Here is a 15409-nt window from a genome sequence, read left to right on the forward strand (position 1 = left end):
CAAATGATTCCCGTCGCGCACACCGTCCCGGAACCTTGGCCAACTCTGCCACAGAACCAATGCTCGAAAAAAACCTACACCTGTAAGCATTGCCGGCTCCGGTTGGTGAAAACCGGCAGGTCAGTGCAACCTCATTGAAAGTTGCACATCGCGTTATTCTTCTTCGGATGCCACTACAGGAGGGTACTCATCGCGCCGCAGGCCCTGCACGCCGTTCGTCATGAACAGCCGGAACAACTCGGCAAGCGAGCCGACGTGCAACTTTTCCCGAATACGGCTGCGATGGAATTCGACCGTTTTGACGCTGACGCAGAGTTCCTCGGCGATGGCGCGCGTCTGCCGGCCCTTGAGGATGTGCGCGAGCACCTCGCGCTCGCGGACTGACAGCAGCGCCAGGCGCTCCGCCAGGTCCGGCGGTGAATGCAGGGAGGCAGACATGCCGTAGCGTTGCTCGGCATCGGCGCGCAGCGCATGGCAGGTTGCCAGCACCAGGCGCTGCCCGTCGTGCGGCTTTTCGATGAAGTCGAATGCGCCCTTTTTCAACGCGCGTACGGCCATCGGGATGTCGCCGTGCCCGGTAAGAAAGACGATCGGGATGCGACATCGCCGCTTGTAAAGCTCGTCCTGCAGGTCGAGACCGCTCATCACCGGCATGCGGATGTCGAGGATCAGACAGCCCGAGCACTCCCGGCTGAAGCGCTTGAGGAAGGCCCGCGCCGACTTGAAAAGCTGCACTTGCAGGCCAGCCGTGCGCAACAGCATTCCCAGCGAGTCGCGTACCGCCTCGTCATCGTCGATCACGAATACCGTCTGTTCGATTGCCGGACTGTCGCTCACTCATCCTCCGCTGCGATCGTGAAGTGGAAAATCGTGCCCCCGCCTGGATTCGGGTCATGCCACAGGTGCCCGCCGTGTGCTTCGACCACCGAGCGGCAGATCGACAGACCGAGCCCGAGCCCTTGTGGTTTTGTGGAGCGAAATGGCGTGTACAGATGCTTGTCGATCGCCGCGGGTATTCCTTCGCCATTATCGCTGATCGATACGGTGATCACGCCCGCGGGCTGCCGCCCGGTCGAGACGGTGAGCCGGCGACGCGCCTGGACAAGCGGCCGCATCGCATCGACCGCATTCTCGAGCAGATTCACCACCACCTGTTCGAGCAGGAAACGATCGGCGAGTATCGGCGGCAGGTCCTCGCCCAGAACGACGTTGACGACGACGCAGTGGTCCTCGATGCGCGCTTCCATCAGCTCTATCGCCTCGCGAACGATGGCGTTCAGTTCGCACAATACCGGCTGGGGGTGTTTGCTGCGAACGAAGTCGCGCATCCGCGTGACAATGTTGCCGGCGCGTATGGCCTGGCCGTGTGACTTCTTGATCGCGTGTACCAGTTCCGCGCGGTCCATTGTTTCGCTGGCCAACAGGCGCAGACAGGCGTCGTTGTAGCTGGCGATCGCCATCAGCGGCTGGTTGATCTCGTGTGCCAGTGCAGAAGTCGCTTCGGTGAGCGCGGAAAGGCGCGACGTACGGTACAGCATGTCCCGGTTCTCGCGCCGCAGAAACTGCGCGTGGCGTCGATCCGAGATGTCGGTGACGACGATCAGGGTCACTGCGCTGGTGTCCTGCCAGGGTATCGGGCCGAATTGCACGAGATACCAGCGACCGCTCGCTGGGTCGCGACGTTCTTCGGAGCTGAAGCCCTGCGAGGGGTACGGCGCGCCGCGGCGATCATGGCCATCGCCAACGGTCAGGTATTGCGGGAGGTCGGCAGCACCCAGCATATTCGGCTCCGCGCCGATCATCTCCGCCAGGCGTCGATTTGCGTACAGGATCCGTCCGCTGTGCGGGTCCACCACATAGACAGCCGCGTGCATTTCGTCGAGAACGCGCACGAAACGCTCGTCGGCGCGATGTAGCGCCAAACGCAGCCGGGTCAGCAGGATGACGAAGACGACGAAGACCCCCACCATCACGAGGCCATCCCAATAGAACAGTTCCGGCCGCGCGTAGCCGTGCGACGAGCTGAAGCTGAACAGCCAGCACAGGCAGGCGGCGGCGGCGATCGAAAGCCCCGCATGGCGTCCTGCTTTCCAGGTGGCGAGAGCAATCGGCAGCAGGTAAAGGCTGCCGAGTCGCAGTTCGTAGCCACTGAAGTAGTCGAGAGCGCCGATCCATGTAGTGAGCAGCAGCGCCAAGGCGAGCCACCTGCCGGTGCCTGCATGCGCGATCCGGGCACCACCCGACAATCCCGGCGGCAGCAAGGTCATCGGGCGATTCACGGCGAGCACCGCGAAATGGTGGGTGTCACTGCTTGAGACCGGTCAGTGCATGGGCAAGTCATTGGCAAGACTGGCGGCAAGATCTAGTGCCAACCCTAGTTAGGACGCTCGTCGGCGATACTTATACTCCAAATCATCACCGTTGGCGATTCCCGGCGCAGCGGTGAGTGGCGGGTCATCCTGCCATTCTTCCCGGATACAGGAGGTGGCAGTGGATCAAATCCTGGTTTTTCTCCAGGCCTTGCTCGATCAGACCGGGGCGGTGCATTTCTCGTTCGGTAACCTGGTGATGGTCATCATCGGTTGTACGATGATCTATCTGGCCATCACCAAGCATTACGAACCGCTGCTGCTGATCGGCATCGGATTCTCGTGCATCGTCGCCAACGTTCCCGGCCCACCAGATGATGTACCGGGTGGACAGGCGATTTCGGCACTGCTCTATGTCGTCAAGGAAGGTGGGCTCTTCCACTACGCCTACCAGGGCGTGGCCTTGCTGATCATTCCGCCGCTGATCTTCCTCGGTGTCGGCGCCATGACCGACTTCGGACCGATGATCGCCAATCCCAAACTGGTCATTCTCGGCGCCGGGGCTCACCTGGGAATCTTCGTTGCCCTGATTCTCGCCAAACTGCTCGGCTTCAGCCTGGCTGAGGCCGGCGCCATCGGTATCATCGGTGGCGCCGACGGCCCGATGGCGATCTTCGTCACCGTCAAGCTGGCGCCACATCTACTTGGCCCGGTCTCGGTGGCCGCCTATTCGTACATGGCGCTGATGCCGATGATCCAGCCGCCGGTGATGCGGCTGCTGACTACCCAGGCCGAACGCCAGATCAGCATGGAACAATCGCGCAAGGTGAGCAAGCTGGAGAAAATCGCCTTCCCGATCGTGATCGCGATCATCGTCAATCTGTTTTTTCCGCCGGTCGCACCGCTGATCACCATGCTGATGCTCGGCAATCTGTTCAAGGAAACCGGGGTCGTCGATCGCCTGGCCAAGACCGCTGCGGGTGGCCTGATGAATGTGATCATCATGATCCTGACTGTGGCCATTGGCTCCACCATGGCGGCGGAAAAGTTCCTGACGCTGCAGACACTGGAAATTGTGGGTCTCGGTTTAATCGCCTTTCTGTTCGGCACCGGTTCTGGCGTGGTGACGGCAAAGATCATGAACCTGTTCATGAAGACCAAGATCAACCCGCTGATCGGCTCGGCCGGAATCGCTTCGGTTCCGATCGCGGCGCGCGTTTCGCACATCGTGGCGTACCAAGAGAACCCGAAAAACCTCCTCATCTACCACGCGATGGGTCCGAACCTCGCCGGCGTCTTCGGCACAGCCATTTCCGGCGGCATCATGCTCGCGCTGATCGGTGTCGGCTAAGCACGCCATGCTGACTCTACCCTTTGCACATTGAGAACTGCGAACATGAGTTCCCTCATTCCCGACACCCTTGAAGGCGCGTTGCTCCTCAGCCTGATCGACTTCTTCCTGAGCTTCGTAGTGATCTCGTTCATCGGCCTGGTACTCTCATGGTTCCCGCTACTCAACCGCGTCGGCACCTGGGTGTCGCACAAGCGCCCGTCCGCCCCCGTACCGACGAAGAAAGTGCCGGCTCAGGCGCCCATTGCCGACCATGAGATTCCGATCGAGGATGTCGTCTCCATCGCTACCGCGATAGCTGCCATGGTCGGAGATCATCGTATTCTGCACATCGAGCCGCACAGCGCTGAGTGGAGCACGGCCGGCCGGGTCGCGCATCATCACTCGCATTTGCCAAAGCACTGATCTCCTTGTCTGGGTGTCTCGGTAGAGGATGCCTTGTCCAAAGGCCTTGAATCCCCATCCGCGCTTGCATGCTTGACCGCGTCATCGTCAGCAGAATTTAGCTGGGGTAACGCTGGAGCACCCGTCGGTACGGATGGCAGCACGATCTGAGCAGGTGCTGGCCGGGGCATCTTCGCAAGGTTTTCCTGAAGATGGCCGACAATTCCCCATGCTGCGGCCAGCATGACGATCAAAAACCAGAACATCATCATGGCATCAGGTATCCTGGCCATTTCCAACAAGTCCATTCAGGATCTCCTCGTTCGCAGTACCGTTGATCGTCGCCATGTTCATTCCCTCCATAGAATTGAAGTCATTCAGCCAGTCGAGCGCGCTCGCGCTCCGTTTATCCCGGCGTTAAAACTTTGTTCCCCGTCAGCAAGCCGAGGGGGCATGCCACTCAGAGACCGGGACACCTGAACGTCGTAATGCCAGGAACGACCCCCGCGGTCACTGTTCGAGCAACACCGGCAAGAGACCGCGCAGAGCGTTGCCCAGATACAGTCGGGAAGCCCCGCGCAGGTCTTCGAGCCGTAGCACCTGTTCACGCGCGCGCCCCGATTCGAGCAGTTGGCGGCGCAGCACGCCGGGCAGCAGGCCGCAGTGCAGAGGTGGCGTCAGCAGCACCCCGTCGCGCTCGACGAAGACGTTGCTGCGTGCGCCTTCGCAAACCTCGCCGCGCGTGTTGAGAAAGATCGTGTCGAAGACCGCGGGGCATGCCGTCAGCACCGCCAGCGCGCGCTCATAGCGGATGCGCGCCGTGGTCTTGTGGCGCAGCAGGTAGTCGTCGTCGGGCAGCGCTTCAGCCGCCAGGCGTGCTTTCCACTGGCGGCCGGGTTCGTCCATGAAAGGCGACGCGGTGACGCGGCAACTGCCATCATGCGCGAGCGTCAGACGAACGCGAAAGACCCCGCGCGGTCGACCAGCAGCTTCTGCAGCCAGCACCGCGGACACCGTCGGCAGCGCACAGGCGAAACCGAGGCCGCGAGCAGAAGCCTGCAAGCGATCCAGGTGCAGAGGCAGCCAGGAATACTCTCCGTCTTCGAGGCGCAAGGTTTCGAACAACTCGAATCCCGGATCGAAAGCGGTCAAAAAACTCCCTTTCAGCAGACATTCCGCATACTCGGACGCCGGATCCGCATCGGCGACGATGCCGCTACCCACCCCCATGCGCGCCCGCTGGTCGGTTCCCATTTCGATGGTGCGAATGGCGACATTGAAACGGCAGTCGCCAGTCGGCGCCAACCAGCCCAGAGCGCCAGTGTACAGGCCACGTGGTGATTCTTCCAGTTCGGCAATGCGCTGCATGGCGCGTATCTTCGGTGCGCCGGTGATCGACCCGCAGGGAAACAGCGAGCCGAACAGCTCGATCAGGGGCGTTGCCGGCAGGTCTGCAGCCACCGTAGACACCATCTGCCAGAGCGTTGGATAGGCCTCGGCCTCGCACAGGGCTTCGACACGCACCTTGCCCGGCTGCGCCAGTCGTCCCAGGTCATTGCGCAGCAGATCGACGATCATGATGTTCTCTGCGCGCTCCTTCGCCGAGCTGAGCAGCGCCGCCCGCCACTCCTGATCGGCCCGCGGCGTGCCGCCGCGCGGCGCCGTGCCTTTCATCGGACGCGTCACGACGCGGCTGCCCGAGCGTTCGAAAAACAGCTCCGGCGAGAAGGAAAGAATCGCTTCCTGGCCACAGCCGATGTAGCCCCCATAGCGAACAGGCTGCCGCTCGCGCAAGCGCGTATATAGCGCCAGCGGATGACCGTAGATCCGGAAAGTCAGCGGAAAAGTCAGATTGATCTGGTAGCAGTCGCCGTCTGCGATCCAGTGGCCAATCTGCCTGACCTGCTCGGCATGCTTGGCCGCATCGACGCCAGGTGACAGTTCGGCGATTCCGGCCAGCCGTTGATACTCGGGGAGCCCTGCCACTTGTTCGGCAAGAAACGTGTGGACCATCGGCGGGTCAAGCCACTCTGCCTGCTCAAATACCCAGGCCCGGAGCAGGGTCCGCCCCGGTGGTGGCTTGGCCAGGATCGGTTCGAGGCTTGCACCGAGTGCATAATCGGCCGCCAGTGCCACCCAGTTTCCGGCCGCAAGCGCCCTCTCGACCACATCAAAAACCCGTACAGGATCGGCTGCGGTGTCGAGCACGATAGATCGACACCCCTCGCTCAGCAGCAGTGCACTTCCACCGTCACCGTCAAATAAGGCGAAGCAGGCAGGCATCAATCTGCGCTCTGGCAAGGAACACCGCAGCAAGGGCCCGTCCGCCAGGCAATTCCTTACTTGCGCTTTAGGTAATACTCGAAGACCCGGTTCGACTCAGTGCTCGACAGCAGTTCATTACCAGTCTGCCGGGCGAAGGCCTCGAAATCCTTGAGAGAACCCGGATCGGTGGCCAGTACGTGCAGCACTTCTCCTTGAGACATTTCGGACAGAGTCTTCTTGGTACGCAGAATCGGTAACGGGCAATTCAGCCCCTTGACATCTAATTCTCGATCAAAATGCATGGCCCGCCCCCCCAACGAAAGGCGTATTTTACCCGCCATTCCGCTTCTCCTTCGCCTCTTCCAGCTGTAGTTTGCGCAATTCACGCAGACGTGCGTCTACCGCAGACTGTTCGAAAAAAGTGCCGTCGGCAGCCTTTTGCGCAAACTGAAGTTGTTCAACCGCCGGCCCCAGCTGTCCCTGCAGCAGATAGAACTCGGCCTGCGCCCGATGTTGCTGGAGGCGCCTGCCCGCCGCCGAGAAGGTTCTGGCCTGCAGGCCATACAGCTTGTAGTCCGAACTGTAGACCTGCAATTGCGAGTCCAGAAAGCGCTGGCCCTGTTCGTATTGCCCCGCTGCCAGCAGTGCTTCGGCGTAACCATAGACCAGCGCCCTGGACTGCGGATAGCGCTGTAAGGCATCGCGATAGATCGCCAGTGCTCCGGCCAGGTCATTGGCCGCCATCCTGATCTCGGCCGCGAGACCGGCAATCATCGGCGAAGACAGCTTGAGAGCAATCAGCGCCTCGAGTTCCCGCTGCGCGGCAGCCACTTCCTTTGACTTCAACAGCGAGTACACCAGCCCGTAGCGGGTGGCTGCTTCCGAAACATGCTTCTTGTCCCGCAACTGCTTGCCAAACTCGTTGACCGCCTCGCGCGGTGTGCCCATCTGCGCGCGCAACTTGGCGCGCACAAGATGGAAGTCCAGGCTGTCGGCCACCTGCCGATAGGGAGCATCCTGCGCCCGGTTCTGCATGTCGGAGATCCGTTCCAGGGTCAGCGGATGCGAGCGCATATAGACTGGTGCGTTGTTTTCGTATACCCGCCCGGCCTGCTGCAAGCGACCAAAGAAGTCGCCCATGCCGCGCACGTCGTAACCCGCCTGAGTCATCATCTGAAAACCCAGGCGATCAGCTTCTCGTTCATAATCACGACTATAGGCCAGTTGTGCCTGAATCGAGCCAGCCTGTGCCGACGCGATCGCAGCACTGGCGACCTGCGAGTTGGAGCGGGCAGCCAGTACCCCGACGGCCATCGCAATCATGCTGGCGATCGAATTCTGTTTCTCGCGGGCAATCTGCCGGGCCAGGTGATTCTGCATCACATGCGAGATTTCATGTGCGAGCACGCCAGCCAGTTCAGACTCCGATTGCGCCGTCAGCAAGGTGCCGGTGTTCACGCCGATGAAACCGCCGAACATCGCAAATGCATTGACCGTGTTATCGCGAACAAAGAAGAACTGACAATCGCGTGACGGATTCGAACTGGCAGCAACCAGGCGGCTGCCGAGACGATTGAGGTAGTCGGAAAGCTCCGCGTCGTCAACGTAGCTCGGTTCACGCAGGCGGATTTCATTCATGATGCGTTCGCCGATCTTCCGTTCAATCTGCGGCGGGAGTTCGGCATGCGCCGCCTCCCCCAAGTCGGGAAGCTCGTCTGCCCGCAGCGGGAAGTTCCCCGACACGACCGTTAGGGTCAGGAATACGGCGGCACAAGCGATTCTGATCAACTCAGCTCCCGGGCATCGGCGAATAGCGATGGTGCTATGATAACTAATGCCCAGCCGCAAGATTGTTACCAAGCGTTACCAAGTGCCAGCGGCTCCATTTCGGGTACCTCCATTGGCGACAACCTGCGTACTTCACTGACGATCATGCCCACTACCCCCCTTACCCACTTCAACCCACAAGGTCAGGCGCAGATGGTCGACGTCGGCGAAAAGACCGAGACCCATCGACAGGCGATGGCCACCGGCAGCATCCTGATGCGGCCGGAAACGCTGGCTCACATTCTGGAAGGTTCGACCAGCAAGGGCGACGTCCTTGGCATCGCGCGAATTGCCGGGATTCAAGGCGCCAAACGCACTGCCGACCTGATCCCCTTGTGTCACCCGATCGTCTTGACCAAGGTATCGGTCGACTTTGCCATCGACAAAGAAACCAACCGCGTGCATTGCACAGCGCGCGCCGAATGTTTCGGCCGCACCGGTGTCGAGATGGAGGCGCTTTGCGCCGCCAGTATCGGTTTGCTGACGATCTACGACATGTGCAAGGCTGTTGATCGCGGGATGCGCATCGAAGGGGTGCGCCTGCTCGAGAAAAGCGGCGGCAAGTCAGGACACTGGACAGGGAACTGAGATGACGAGGCCGCACCATTCACATCCCGGTACGAAAGCAGGCGGCAAGCGATAGAGATCCAGGCGTGATGCGAAAAAAAACCCGCCGAAGGCGGGTCCCTATTGCACACCCAAAGAATCAGGCGCGCGAAATATTCGAGGCTTGCTTGCCCTTCGGGCCCTGCGTCACGTCGAAGGAAACCTTCTCGCCCTCTTTGAGGGTCTTGAAACCGCCCATGGTAATCGCGGAGAAATGGGCGAATAGATCTTCACTACCATCGTCCGGAGTAATGAAGCCGAAACCTTTAGCGTCATTGAACCACTTCACTGTACCTGTTGCCATCTTGCCACTTCCTTGAAAAAAGACTAAACCCGGGTATCGCCCGACTTGCATGCTTCTCATTCAACACCAACCGATCAGCGATCTCAGACCTAGATAAACACCGACCAGCCGCCTGTACTAAGAGCATTTTAGCGTTTTACGCTAGATCGGGCAGCGGCGTCAAGCGTTTTCAATGTCGGTTGCTGGCAGCACCGTCTGACGATCCCGAAAAAGGGCAAGACTGGTATTGCGCATCCGCAAAGACTGGTTAGAATTAACTCATGGCCACAAAGCATCAAGACAGTTCCCTGCTCGAAGCGAAACGCACGCAACTTGCGCCTCCGCCCCTGTACAAGGTCCTGTTGCTGAATGACGATTTTACCCCGATGGATTTCGTGATCATCGTTCTGCAAAAATTTTTTGGCCTTGATCGAGAACACGCGACCCGTATCATGCTCAAAGTTCATACCGAGGGCCGTGGAGTCTGTGGAATCTTTCCGCGCGACGTCGCCGCCACGAAGGTTCAACAGGTCACAACCTTCGCACGCAGTAACCAGCATCCCCTGGCGTGCGTAATGGAGGAAAATTAAATGATTGCGCAGGAACTTGAAGTCAGCTTGCACATGGCATTTGTCGAGGCACGGCAGAAACGCCATGAATTCATCACTGTCGAACACCTGCTGCTGGCACTACTCGACAACCCATCGGCTGCCGAAACCCTGCGCGCCTGCGGAACAGGTATTGAGCAACTCCGCCGGGATCTGACCCGCTTCATCAGTGAGCACACGCCAACTGTCGCTGGTGATGACGAGATCGATACGCAACCGACCCTGGGTTTTCAGCGCGTTATTCAGCGCGCCATCCTGCACGTTCAGTCTTCCGGCAGGAAGGAAGTCAACGGCGCCAATGTTCTGGTCGCGATCTTTGGAGAAAAGGATTCGCATGCGGTCTATTACCTGCAGAAACAGGGGGTCAGTCGCCTTGATGTAGTCAACTTCATCTCGCACGGAATCAGCAAGGTGCCGCAGAGCGCGCCGCGCAACGAACCGGAAGTCGAGGCGGAAAGCGAACAGCCAAGCGCTGCTGGCCCACTCGAGAGCTATACCATCAATCTCAACGCCTTGGCTCTCCAGGGCAAGATTGACCCGCTGATTGGCCGTGACCGTGAGCTTGAGCGGGTTATCCAGACGCTCTGCCGCCGCCGCAAGAACAATCCACTGCTGGTCGGCGAGGCGGGTGTCGGAAAAACTGCAATTGCCGAAGGGCTGGCACGCCGGATCGTCGAATGTGAGATTCCCGAGATTCTCGCCAAAGCCAATGTCTACTGTCTTGATATGGGATCTCTTCTGGCCGGCACCAAGTATCGCGGTGATTTCGAACAGAGGCTAAAGGGAGTCTTGAAGCAACTCAGCGACAATCCGCAAGCGATTCTGTTCATTGACGAAATTCACACCCTGATCGGCGCAGGATCGGCTTCAGGCGGCACCCTCGATGCGTCGAACCTGCTCAAGCCCGCGCTGTCCACTGGTCAGTTGAAGTGCATCGGCGCGACGACCTACACCGAATATCGCGGCATTTTTGAAAAGGACCACGCGCTTTCACGGCGCTTTCAGAAAATCGACGTCAACGAGCCGTCAAGCGCCGAAGCGGTCGAGATCCTCAAGGGACTCAAGTCACGCTTCGAATCTCATCATGGCATCAAGTACTCGGCTGCGGCATTGACCTCGGCCGTCGAACTCTCGGTACGTTACATTACCGACCGCCACCTGCCTGACAAGGCAATTGATGTCATTGACGAAGCGGGCGCCGCACAGAGGATCCTTCCCAAATCGAGACAGAAGAAACTGATTGGCAAGATCGACATCGAGGAAATCGTCGCGAAGATTGCACGTATCCCCTCGACCCACGTCTCGTCCGACGACCGCAACAACCTGAGGAATCTTGACCGTGACCTGAAAGCCGTGGTTTTTGGCCAGGATGCAGCCATCGATGCGCTTGCCAGAGCAATCAAAATGGCCCGTTCCGGCCTCGGTAATCCCACCAGGCCGATTGGCAGCTTCCTTTTTTCGGGACCAACCGGAGTCGGCAAGACGGAGGTCGCCAAGCAACTGGCTTATTGTCTTGGTAATGAACTGGTGCGATTCGACATGTCGGAGTACATGGAACGGCACGCTGTCTCGCGCCTGATCGGTGCGCCACCGGGCTACGTCGGCTTCGACCAGGGCGGATTGCTGACCGAGGCGATCACCAAGAAACCGTACAGTGTCTTATTGCTCGACGAGATTGAGAAAGCGCATCCTGACATCTACAATATCCTCCTGCAGGTCATGGACCACGGTACACTGACCGATAACAACGGACGTAAGGCAGACTTCCGCAATGTGGTAATCATCATGACCACCAATGCTGGCCAGGAAGCCATCCAGAAAGCAACGATGGGTTTCAACCCATCCCCGAAGGCTGGCGACGAGATGGCCGAGATCAAGCGGATTTTTACCCCAGAATTCCGCAACCGAATCGACGCCACCATCTCGTTCGGAGCGCTTGACCACGCCGTCATCCTGCGGGTTGTAGACAAGTTCCTGATGCAGCTCGAGGCACAACTGCATGAAAAAAAGGTGGAGGCGGTGTTCACCACGGCACTGAAAGAGGATCTCGCCGCAAAAGGATTCGATCCGCTGATGGGTGCCCGCCCGATGGCTCGCCTCATTCAGGATACCATCCGCGCTTCGCTGGCCGATGAGTTGCTGTTCGGGCGACTGGCCTCCGGCGGCCACGTGACCGTCGACATCGACGAAAACAAGAAAGTGAAGCTGACTTTCGAAGAAGAGCACGCGGTACTGGCCTGAACAGCCATGACCATGCCACGAGCAATGCGCATTTCTTGAACCACAATCACCAAGGCCAGCCGCATGCGTTTCAAGACCCCCGACTTACTGGACAACAACGAGGCCGGAATTCAGGCTGGCAGCGTCCGTATCGTCGCACCCATGTTTCGCCATTATGGGGGCCGCTCCGCTTTCTCTGGCAAGGTCGTCACGCTAAAGCTGTTCGAGGACAACTCGCTGGTACGTGAAGTTCTTGCTGAAGATGGCAGGGACAAGGTTCTGGTGATTGACGGAGGTGGCTCGATGCGTTGCGCGCTGGTCGGTGACCAGTTGGCAATTCTGGCTCACAGAAATGCCTGGGAAGGAATTGTGGTGTACGGCTGCATCCGCGATTCCGAAGACATCAGTCGTATCGACCTCGGCCTGCGCGCGCTTGATACGCACCCCCTGAAGAGCATCAAGAAAGGCGTCGGCGACCGCGATCTGGCTGTCAGTTTCGGTGGCGTCACTTTCAGGCCGGGTGAGTGGATTTATGTTGACGGCGATGGAATAGTCGTCAGTGAGCAGCCATTAGGCTGAAACCAGGCCACAGGATCGGAGATCAAGCGTGAACGTTGGCATAGACTTGCTTAAGGCCATTCGCTCAGGGCGTCTTCACGATGTCAGGGCGGTACTTGACGCTGGCGCATCAGCTGAGTTACTTGACGGTCGGGGCGACCCCGGCTTGCCGCTCGGTGTCGCGTGTTTCATGGGATACGCCGACATCGTCCGCGAGCTGGTCAGCCGTGGCGCGAAAGTCAACACCCCGGATAATTCCCAACCCACCTCGCCTTTGTCGATGGCCGTTCGCGGCAACCGCAAAGAGGTCGTCAAGGCATTGATCGAGCTGGGGGCGAAGGTTCCGCCGGGTATGCAGACTGGGCTGTCCGAACAGGAGATGATGATCGCACGCTTGAGAGGTCAGCAATACAGCGCGAAGACTGCCGGAGCCGGCGAATACCACCCTGAGCCGCCGGTCGTCGTCGAGGAAATCGAAATGTTCAGCTGCTATGGAACCAATACGGCCGTGCTTGATGCTGACATGATCAGGGCGGCACGAGAAATGGAAAAGAAGAAGTAGTCGTCATTGTGCCCATCGTGCCTGCGTGGCCTCAAGGCAGCGAGACCGCTCAGTTGCGATCGGCTTCGTCGAGCGTGATATCGACCATCAGGTCGTTCGACAGGCTCTCCAGCTCACGGGTCAGTTCACTCGCGTCGAGTTTTGATGCTGCAGTCAACTCGATGCTGGCGTGGAAGAGCATTCCTGCCGACATTGGCGCACTTGCTGTGTAGGTGCTGAGATCCTCGACATTGAGCGCATGCCGGGCAAGCACCTGCGAGACTTCGCGAACGATGCCGATACGGTCATGACCCACCAGCGAAAGCTTCAACCGTCGCTGGCCGGCCTCACCGGTGGGCAAGCGGGAAACCTCGGAAATGATACGCAGGCCGGGTAAAGCGGCAAGCGCTTTCGAAAGAGCAGCAAGTTGTGCCTCTGCGACGCTAACGCAGACAATCCCGGCAAACTTGCCGGATAAATTGGACATTGACGACTCCAGCCAGTTTCCCTGGTGCTGACTGATGGTGGTGGCAAGCTGTTCGACAAGACCTGGATGGTCATCGCCGATCACGGTCAGAACAAGTGAAACGTTCATGGAAGACTCCTGGCAAGGTAAACCGCCATTTTACCCTCTGCCGTCAGACTGCTTGATACCGGTTCCTCGTTGCAACCGGGTAGAGCACAAAGTCGAAGGATGTGCAAGAGGGGTTTACCCAGGCTTGCCGTCAATCCGCTCCCGCGACAACACTGGCCAATACCGAATTGCATACAAGGCAAACGCCAGAGACCAGCAAATCCCTGACCCTATGACCGTGCCCAGGTAGGCATAGGGAACGATCATGCCCCCGAAGACCCGGATCACCGCTGCAGCTTGGACGAGGACGAAACAGGCAAGCTCGAAGCCATCGGCAAGGAGCGGACGGCCGGTATGGCCGCGCGCGGTGCGTGTCATCATACCGATCGTCATGCCGCCAATGGCCCCGATCGTCAGGGCGTGTATCGCGAGTGGCTCGGCAACTAGGCCGAGCACCGCCAGTGCTCGCAGCACGAGAGAGATGATAACCCAGCCGTAGGCCACATGCAGCACCCATACCAGCGGCGTAGCAAAGGTTCGCCAAGGCTGCCAGAGGTAGAGCCGGGCCGCGTGCACCACGGCGGCAGCCAGCGCAATGGTTGCGATCATAGTTGCTGTCGCCGACAGAATATCGGCACCCAGCAAAACCAGGACACATCCGAGTGCGATCTTTTCAATGAGTGGATGGCGTATGGCTTGTGTACCCGGGATACCGTTGTTGGTAAACATGGGAATCACCCGTCCACCCATCACCGCGATAATGAACAGGACGACATCGAGCCCAACCTGCAAACTCACCCGTTCAGGCCAGGCCAGCATTCCGAGCCAGGAAAGATGCATGGCCAGAACGACTGCACCAAGAAGTATCAGCAGCGCGACGAAGAAGTAGTTGCGTCGATTATGGCTCTTCACCAAAGGGATTGCCAGTCCAATCCCGACCACTATCGGAAATGCGACGTTCACCAGGGCTGCAGCGGTTGCGTAAGGCGTCAGCACCAGGACCCGTCCGGCGATCCAGAGCAAGGCAAAGACAAATAGCACGCCACCAGTCGGCGTCGGCTGTCCGGTCCAGTTACGGCCAGCCGTGAAGAGGAACCCGGCGACTACCGCCAGCGTATACCCGAACAGCATCTCATGACCGTGCCAAGTCGAGCCGTGCATCAAACTGACCGGCAAGTATCCCGTGTATTGGGCAACCCAAAGCGGGATCGACAAGGCTGCGAAAATACTGGCAAGTAAGTAGAACGGTCGAAAACCCAGAGCCCAGAGCGCAAATTTTGCATTCGATGCGTCTTGTTGCAGGCCAGGTTCCGTGATTGACAGCAGTTTTGACATGGTGATGTCCATCTACAATGAGTTTATGCTCGATAACGGAGGTGTTCGCCACTTCAATTGATTTTCTGACCAGGATCCGTAGACATTCAAACCGGGGCGCTGAGCGGCCGACTCATTAAGGAAGCGCTGATTTAATCGGTAAACGAGATTTTTTCATCAATAAAATCAATTTGTTGCATGATTACTTGCCGTGAAATAACGATTAAATTGGTGTTTCCTTAAAACATATTGATAGTGAGCAAGCGCTTCAGTTCGCCAAAATCACTTTGTCAAGGCTTTGATCGACCAAAGGAGAGAAGCGATGACTGGACATGATGTTACCGTAGGGAACGATTTGTTGCCAGGTTTGCTATGGAGGCGCTGATTTAATCACCAGATACTGATCTGGTATAGTTGGCTATCCCCCCTTGGTGAGCACCCCGGTGAAGCCGATGACTTCTTCCCCGGTGGAAAGTGAAAGCAGGAAGCGGATCACGCGACGAGAGCACTTCCTGATAGAGATGGACTAACTGATGCCCTGGTCCGATCGTATGCGTTTAGCCCCCACC

Annotated in this window: 16 protein-coding genes; 7 read left to right on the top strand and 9 right to left on the bottom strand. The window is 58.7% G+C overall.

Going from position 1 to position 15409, the window contains the following annotated elements; all coding sequences use genetic code 11:
- Positions 1-153 precede the first annotated feature (153 nt).
- A complete protein-coding gene (locus tag AW06_RS19005) occupies positions 154-837 on the bottom strand; it encodes a response regulator (protein ID WP_273704910.1) in 684 nt (227 codons plus the stop codon).
- Positions 834-2279 carry an ATP-binding protein gene (locus AW06_RS19010; RefSeq protein ID WP_138678798.1) on the bottom strand — a complete coding sequence of 482 codons (1446 nt, stop codon included), beginning with the start codon at positions 2277-2279 and terminating at the stop codon, positions 834-836. The genes AW06_RS19005 and AW06_RS19010 overlap by 4 nt, the downstream gene beginning before the upstream one ends.
- A gap of 289 nt (positions 2280-2568) precedes the next feature.
- On the opposite strand from AW06_RS19010, the gene AW06_RS19015 reads away from it, so the two are divergent.
- Both AW06_RS19015 and AW06_RS19020 read left to right on the top strand, forming a co-directional pair.
- Positions 2569-3660, top strand: a complete 1092-nt coding sequence (locus AW06_RS19015) for a sodium ion-translocating decarboxylase subunit beta (RefSeq protein ID WP_273704912.1) — start codon at positions 2569-2571, stop codon at positions 3658-3660.
- A gap of 45 nt (positions 3661-3705) precedes the next feature.
- Complete coding sequence (locus AW06_RS19020) at positions 3706-4065, top strand: OadG family protein (protein WP_034953565.1); 360 nt, start codon at positions 3706-3708, stop codon at positions 4063-4065.
- Here AW06_RS19020 and AW06_RS19025 read toward each other — a convergent pair.
- From AW06_RS19025 to AW06_RS19040, 4 genes are all read right to left on the bottom strand, one after another.
- The gene (locus tag AW06_RS19025) at positions 4041-4352 is read right to left on the bottom strand and encodes a hypothetical protein (protein WP_034953568.1); all 312 of its coding nucleotides are present in this window, start codon (positions 4350-4352) and stop codon (positions 4041-4043) included. The two genes, AW06_RS19020 and AW06_RS19025, sit on opposite strands and share 25 nt — an antisense overlap.
- Before the next feature lie 202 nt (positions 4353-4554).
- On the bottom strand, positions 4555-6252 hold the full coding sequence (gene pabB / locus AW06_RS19030) for an aminodeoxychorismate synthase component I (RefSeq protein WP_246149001.1): 1698 nt from the start codon (positions 6250-6252) through the stop codon (positions 4555-4557).
- A 131-nt stretch (positions 6253-6383) separates the two neighbouring features.
- Entirely contained in the window at positions 6384-6611 is a 228-nt protein-coding gene (locus AW06_RS19035) for a sulfurtransferase TusA family protein (RefSeq protein WP_034921512.1), read from the bottom strand.
- Between the two features lie 28 nt (positions 6612-6639).
- The gene (locus AW06_RS19040; protein ID WP_324546214.1) at positions 6640-8097 is read right to left on the bottom strand and encodes a M48 family metalloprotease; all 1458 of its coding nucleotides are present in this window, start codon (positions 8095-8097) and stop codon (positions 6640-6642) included.
- 144 nt (positions 8098-8241) lie between these two features.
- On the opposite strand from AW06_RS19040, the gene moaC reads away from it, so the two are divergent.
- Positions 8242-8724 carry a cyclic pyranopterin monophosphate synthase MoaC gene (gene moaC, locus AW06_RS19045; RefSeq protein WP_034953572.1) on the top strand — a complete coding sequence of 161 codons (483 nt, stop codon included), beginning with the start codon at positions 8242-8244 and terminating at the stop codon, positions 8722-8724.
- 118 nt (positions 8725-8842) lie between these two features.
- Here moaC and AW06_RS19050 read toward each other — a convergent pair whose 3' ends face one another.
- Entirely contained in the window at positions 8843-9046 is a 204-nt protein-coding gene (locus AW06_RS19050) for a cold-shock protein (protein ID WP_015768464.1), read from the bottom strand.
- A 260-nt stretch (positions 9047-9306) separates the two neighbouring features.
- On the opposite strand from AW06_RS19050, the gene clpS reads away from it, so the two are divergent.
- The 4 genes from clpS (at position 9307) to AW06_RS19070 (ending at position 12973) form a co-directional block, all read left to right on the top strand.
- Positions 9307-9615 carry an ATP-dependent Clp protease adapter ClpS gene (gene clpS / locus AW06_RS19055; RefSeq protein ID WP_034953574.1) on the top strand — a complete coding sequence of 103 codons (309 nt, stop codon included), beginning with the start codon at positions 9307-9309 and terminating at the stop codon, positions 9613-9615.
- The gene (clpA, locus tag AW06_RS19060) at positions 9616-11874 is read left to right on the top strand and encodes an ATP-dependent Clp protease ATP-binding subunit ClpA (protein WP_034953576.1); all 2259 of its coding nucleotides are present in this window, start codon (positions 9616-9618) and stop codon (positions 11872-11874) included. It abuts the gene before it with no gap.
- Between the two features lie 63 nt (positions 11875-11937).
- A complete protein-coding gene (gene rraA / locus AW06_RS19065; RefSeq protein ID WP_034953578.1) occupies positions 11938-12432 on the top strand; it encodes a ribonuclease E activity regulator RraA in 495 nt (164 codons plus the stop codon).
- Between the two features lie 28 nt (positions 12433-12460).
- Positions 12461-12973, top strand: a complete 513-nt coding sequence (locus AW06_RS19070) for an ankyrin repeat domain-containing protein (RefSeq protein ID WP_273704911.1) — start codon at positions 12461-12463, stop codon at positions 12971-12973.
- Positions 12974-13022: 49 nt separating this feature from the next.
- On the opposite strand, the gene AW06_RS19075 is transcribed toward AW06_RS19070, so the two are convergent.
- The gene (locus tag AW06_RS19075) at positions 13023-13547 is read right to left on the bottom strand and encodes an ACT domain-containing protein (RefSeq protein WP_034953582.1); all 525 of its coding nucleotides are present in this window, start codon (positions 13545-13547) and stop codon (positions 13023-13025) included.
- A gap of 114 nt (positions 13548-13661) precedes the next feature.
- Positions 13662-14861 carry an NnrS family protein gene (locus AW06_RS19080; protein ID WP_034953588.1) on the bottom strand — a complete coding sequence of 400 codons (1200 nt, stop codon included), beginning with the start codon at positions 14859-14861 and terminating at the stop codon, positions 13662-13664.
- Between the last annotated feature and the right edge of the window lie 548 nt (positions 14862-15409).

This window comes from Candidatus Accumulibacter cognatus, from assembly GCF_000584975.1.
GTDB classification, from domain to species: Bacteria; Pseudomonadota; Gammaproteobacteria; order Burkholderiales; family Rhodocyclaceae; genus Accumulibacter; species Accumulibacter cognatus.

What these genes read in the sequence shown, in the direction of transcription:
- AW06_RS19015 (WP_273704912.1), top strand. Translation starts at nt 2,569, where the DNA reads ATGGTCATCATCGGTTGTACGATGATCTATCTGGCCATCACCAAGCAT.
- AW06_RS19020 (WP_034953565.1), top strand. Translation starts at nt 3,706, where the DNA reads ATGAGTTCCCTCATTCCCGACACCCTTGAAGGCGCGTTGCTCCTCAGC.
- AW06_RS19025 (WP_034953568.1), bottom strand. Translation starts at nt 4,352, where the DNA reads ATGGACTTGTTGGAAATGGCCAGGATACCTGATGCCATGATGATGTTC.
- AW06_RS19035 (WP_034921512.1), bottom strand. Translation starts at nt 6,611, where the DNA reads ATGCATTTTGATCGAGAATTAGATGTCAAGGGGCTGAATTGCCCGTTA.
- moaC (WP_034953572.1), top strand. Translation starts at nt 8,242, where the DNA reads ATGCCCACTACCCCCCTTACCCACTTCAACCCACAAGGTCAGGCGCAG.
- AW06_RS19050 (WP_015768464.1), bottom strand. Translation starts at nt 9,046, where the DNA reads ATGGCAACAGGTACAGTGAAGTGGTTCAATGACGCTAAAGGTTTCGGC.
- clpS (WP_034953574.1), top strand. Translation starts at nt 9,307, where the DNA reads ATGGCCACAAAGCATCAAGACAGTTCCCTGCTCGAAGCGAAACGCACG.
- clpA (WP_034953576.1), top strand. Translation starts at nt 9,616, where the DNA reads ATGATTGCGCAGGAACTTGAAGTCAGCTTGCACATGGCATTTGTCGAG.
- rraA (WP_034953578.1), top strand. Translation starts at nt 11,938, where the DNA reads ATGCGTTTCAAGACCCCCGACTTACTGGACAACAACGAGGCCGGAATT.
- AW06_RS19075 (WP_034953582.1), bottom strand. Translation starts at nt 13,547, where the DNA reads ATGAACGTTTCACTTGTTCTGACCGTGATCGGCGATGACCATCCAGGT.
- AW06_RS19080 (WP_034953588.1), bottom strand. Translation starts at nt 14,861, where the DNA reads ATGTCAAAACTGCTGTCAATCACGGAACCTGGCCTGCAACAAGACGCA.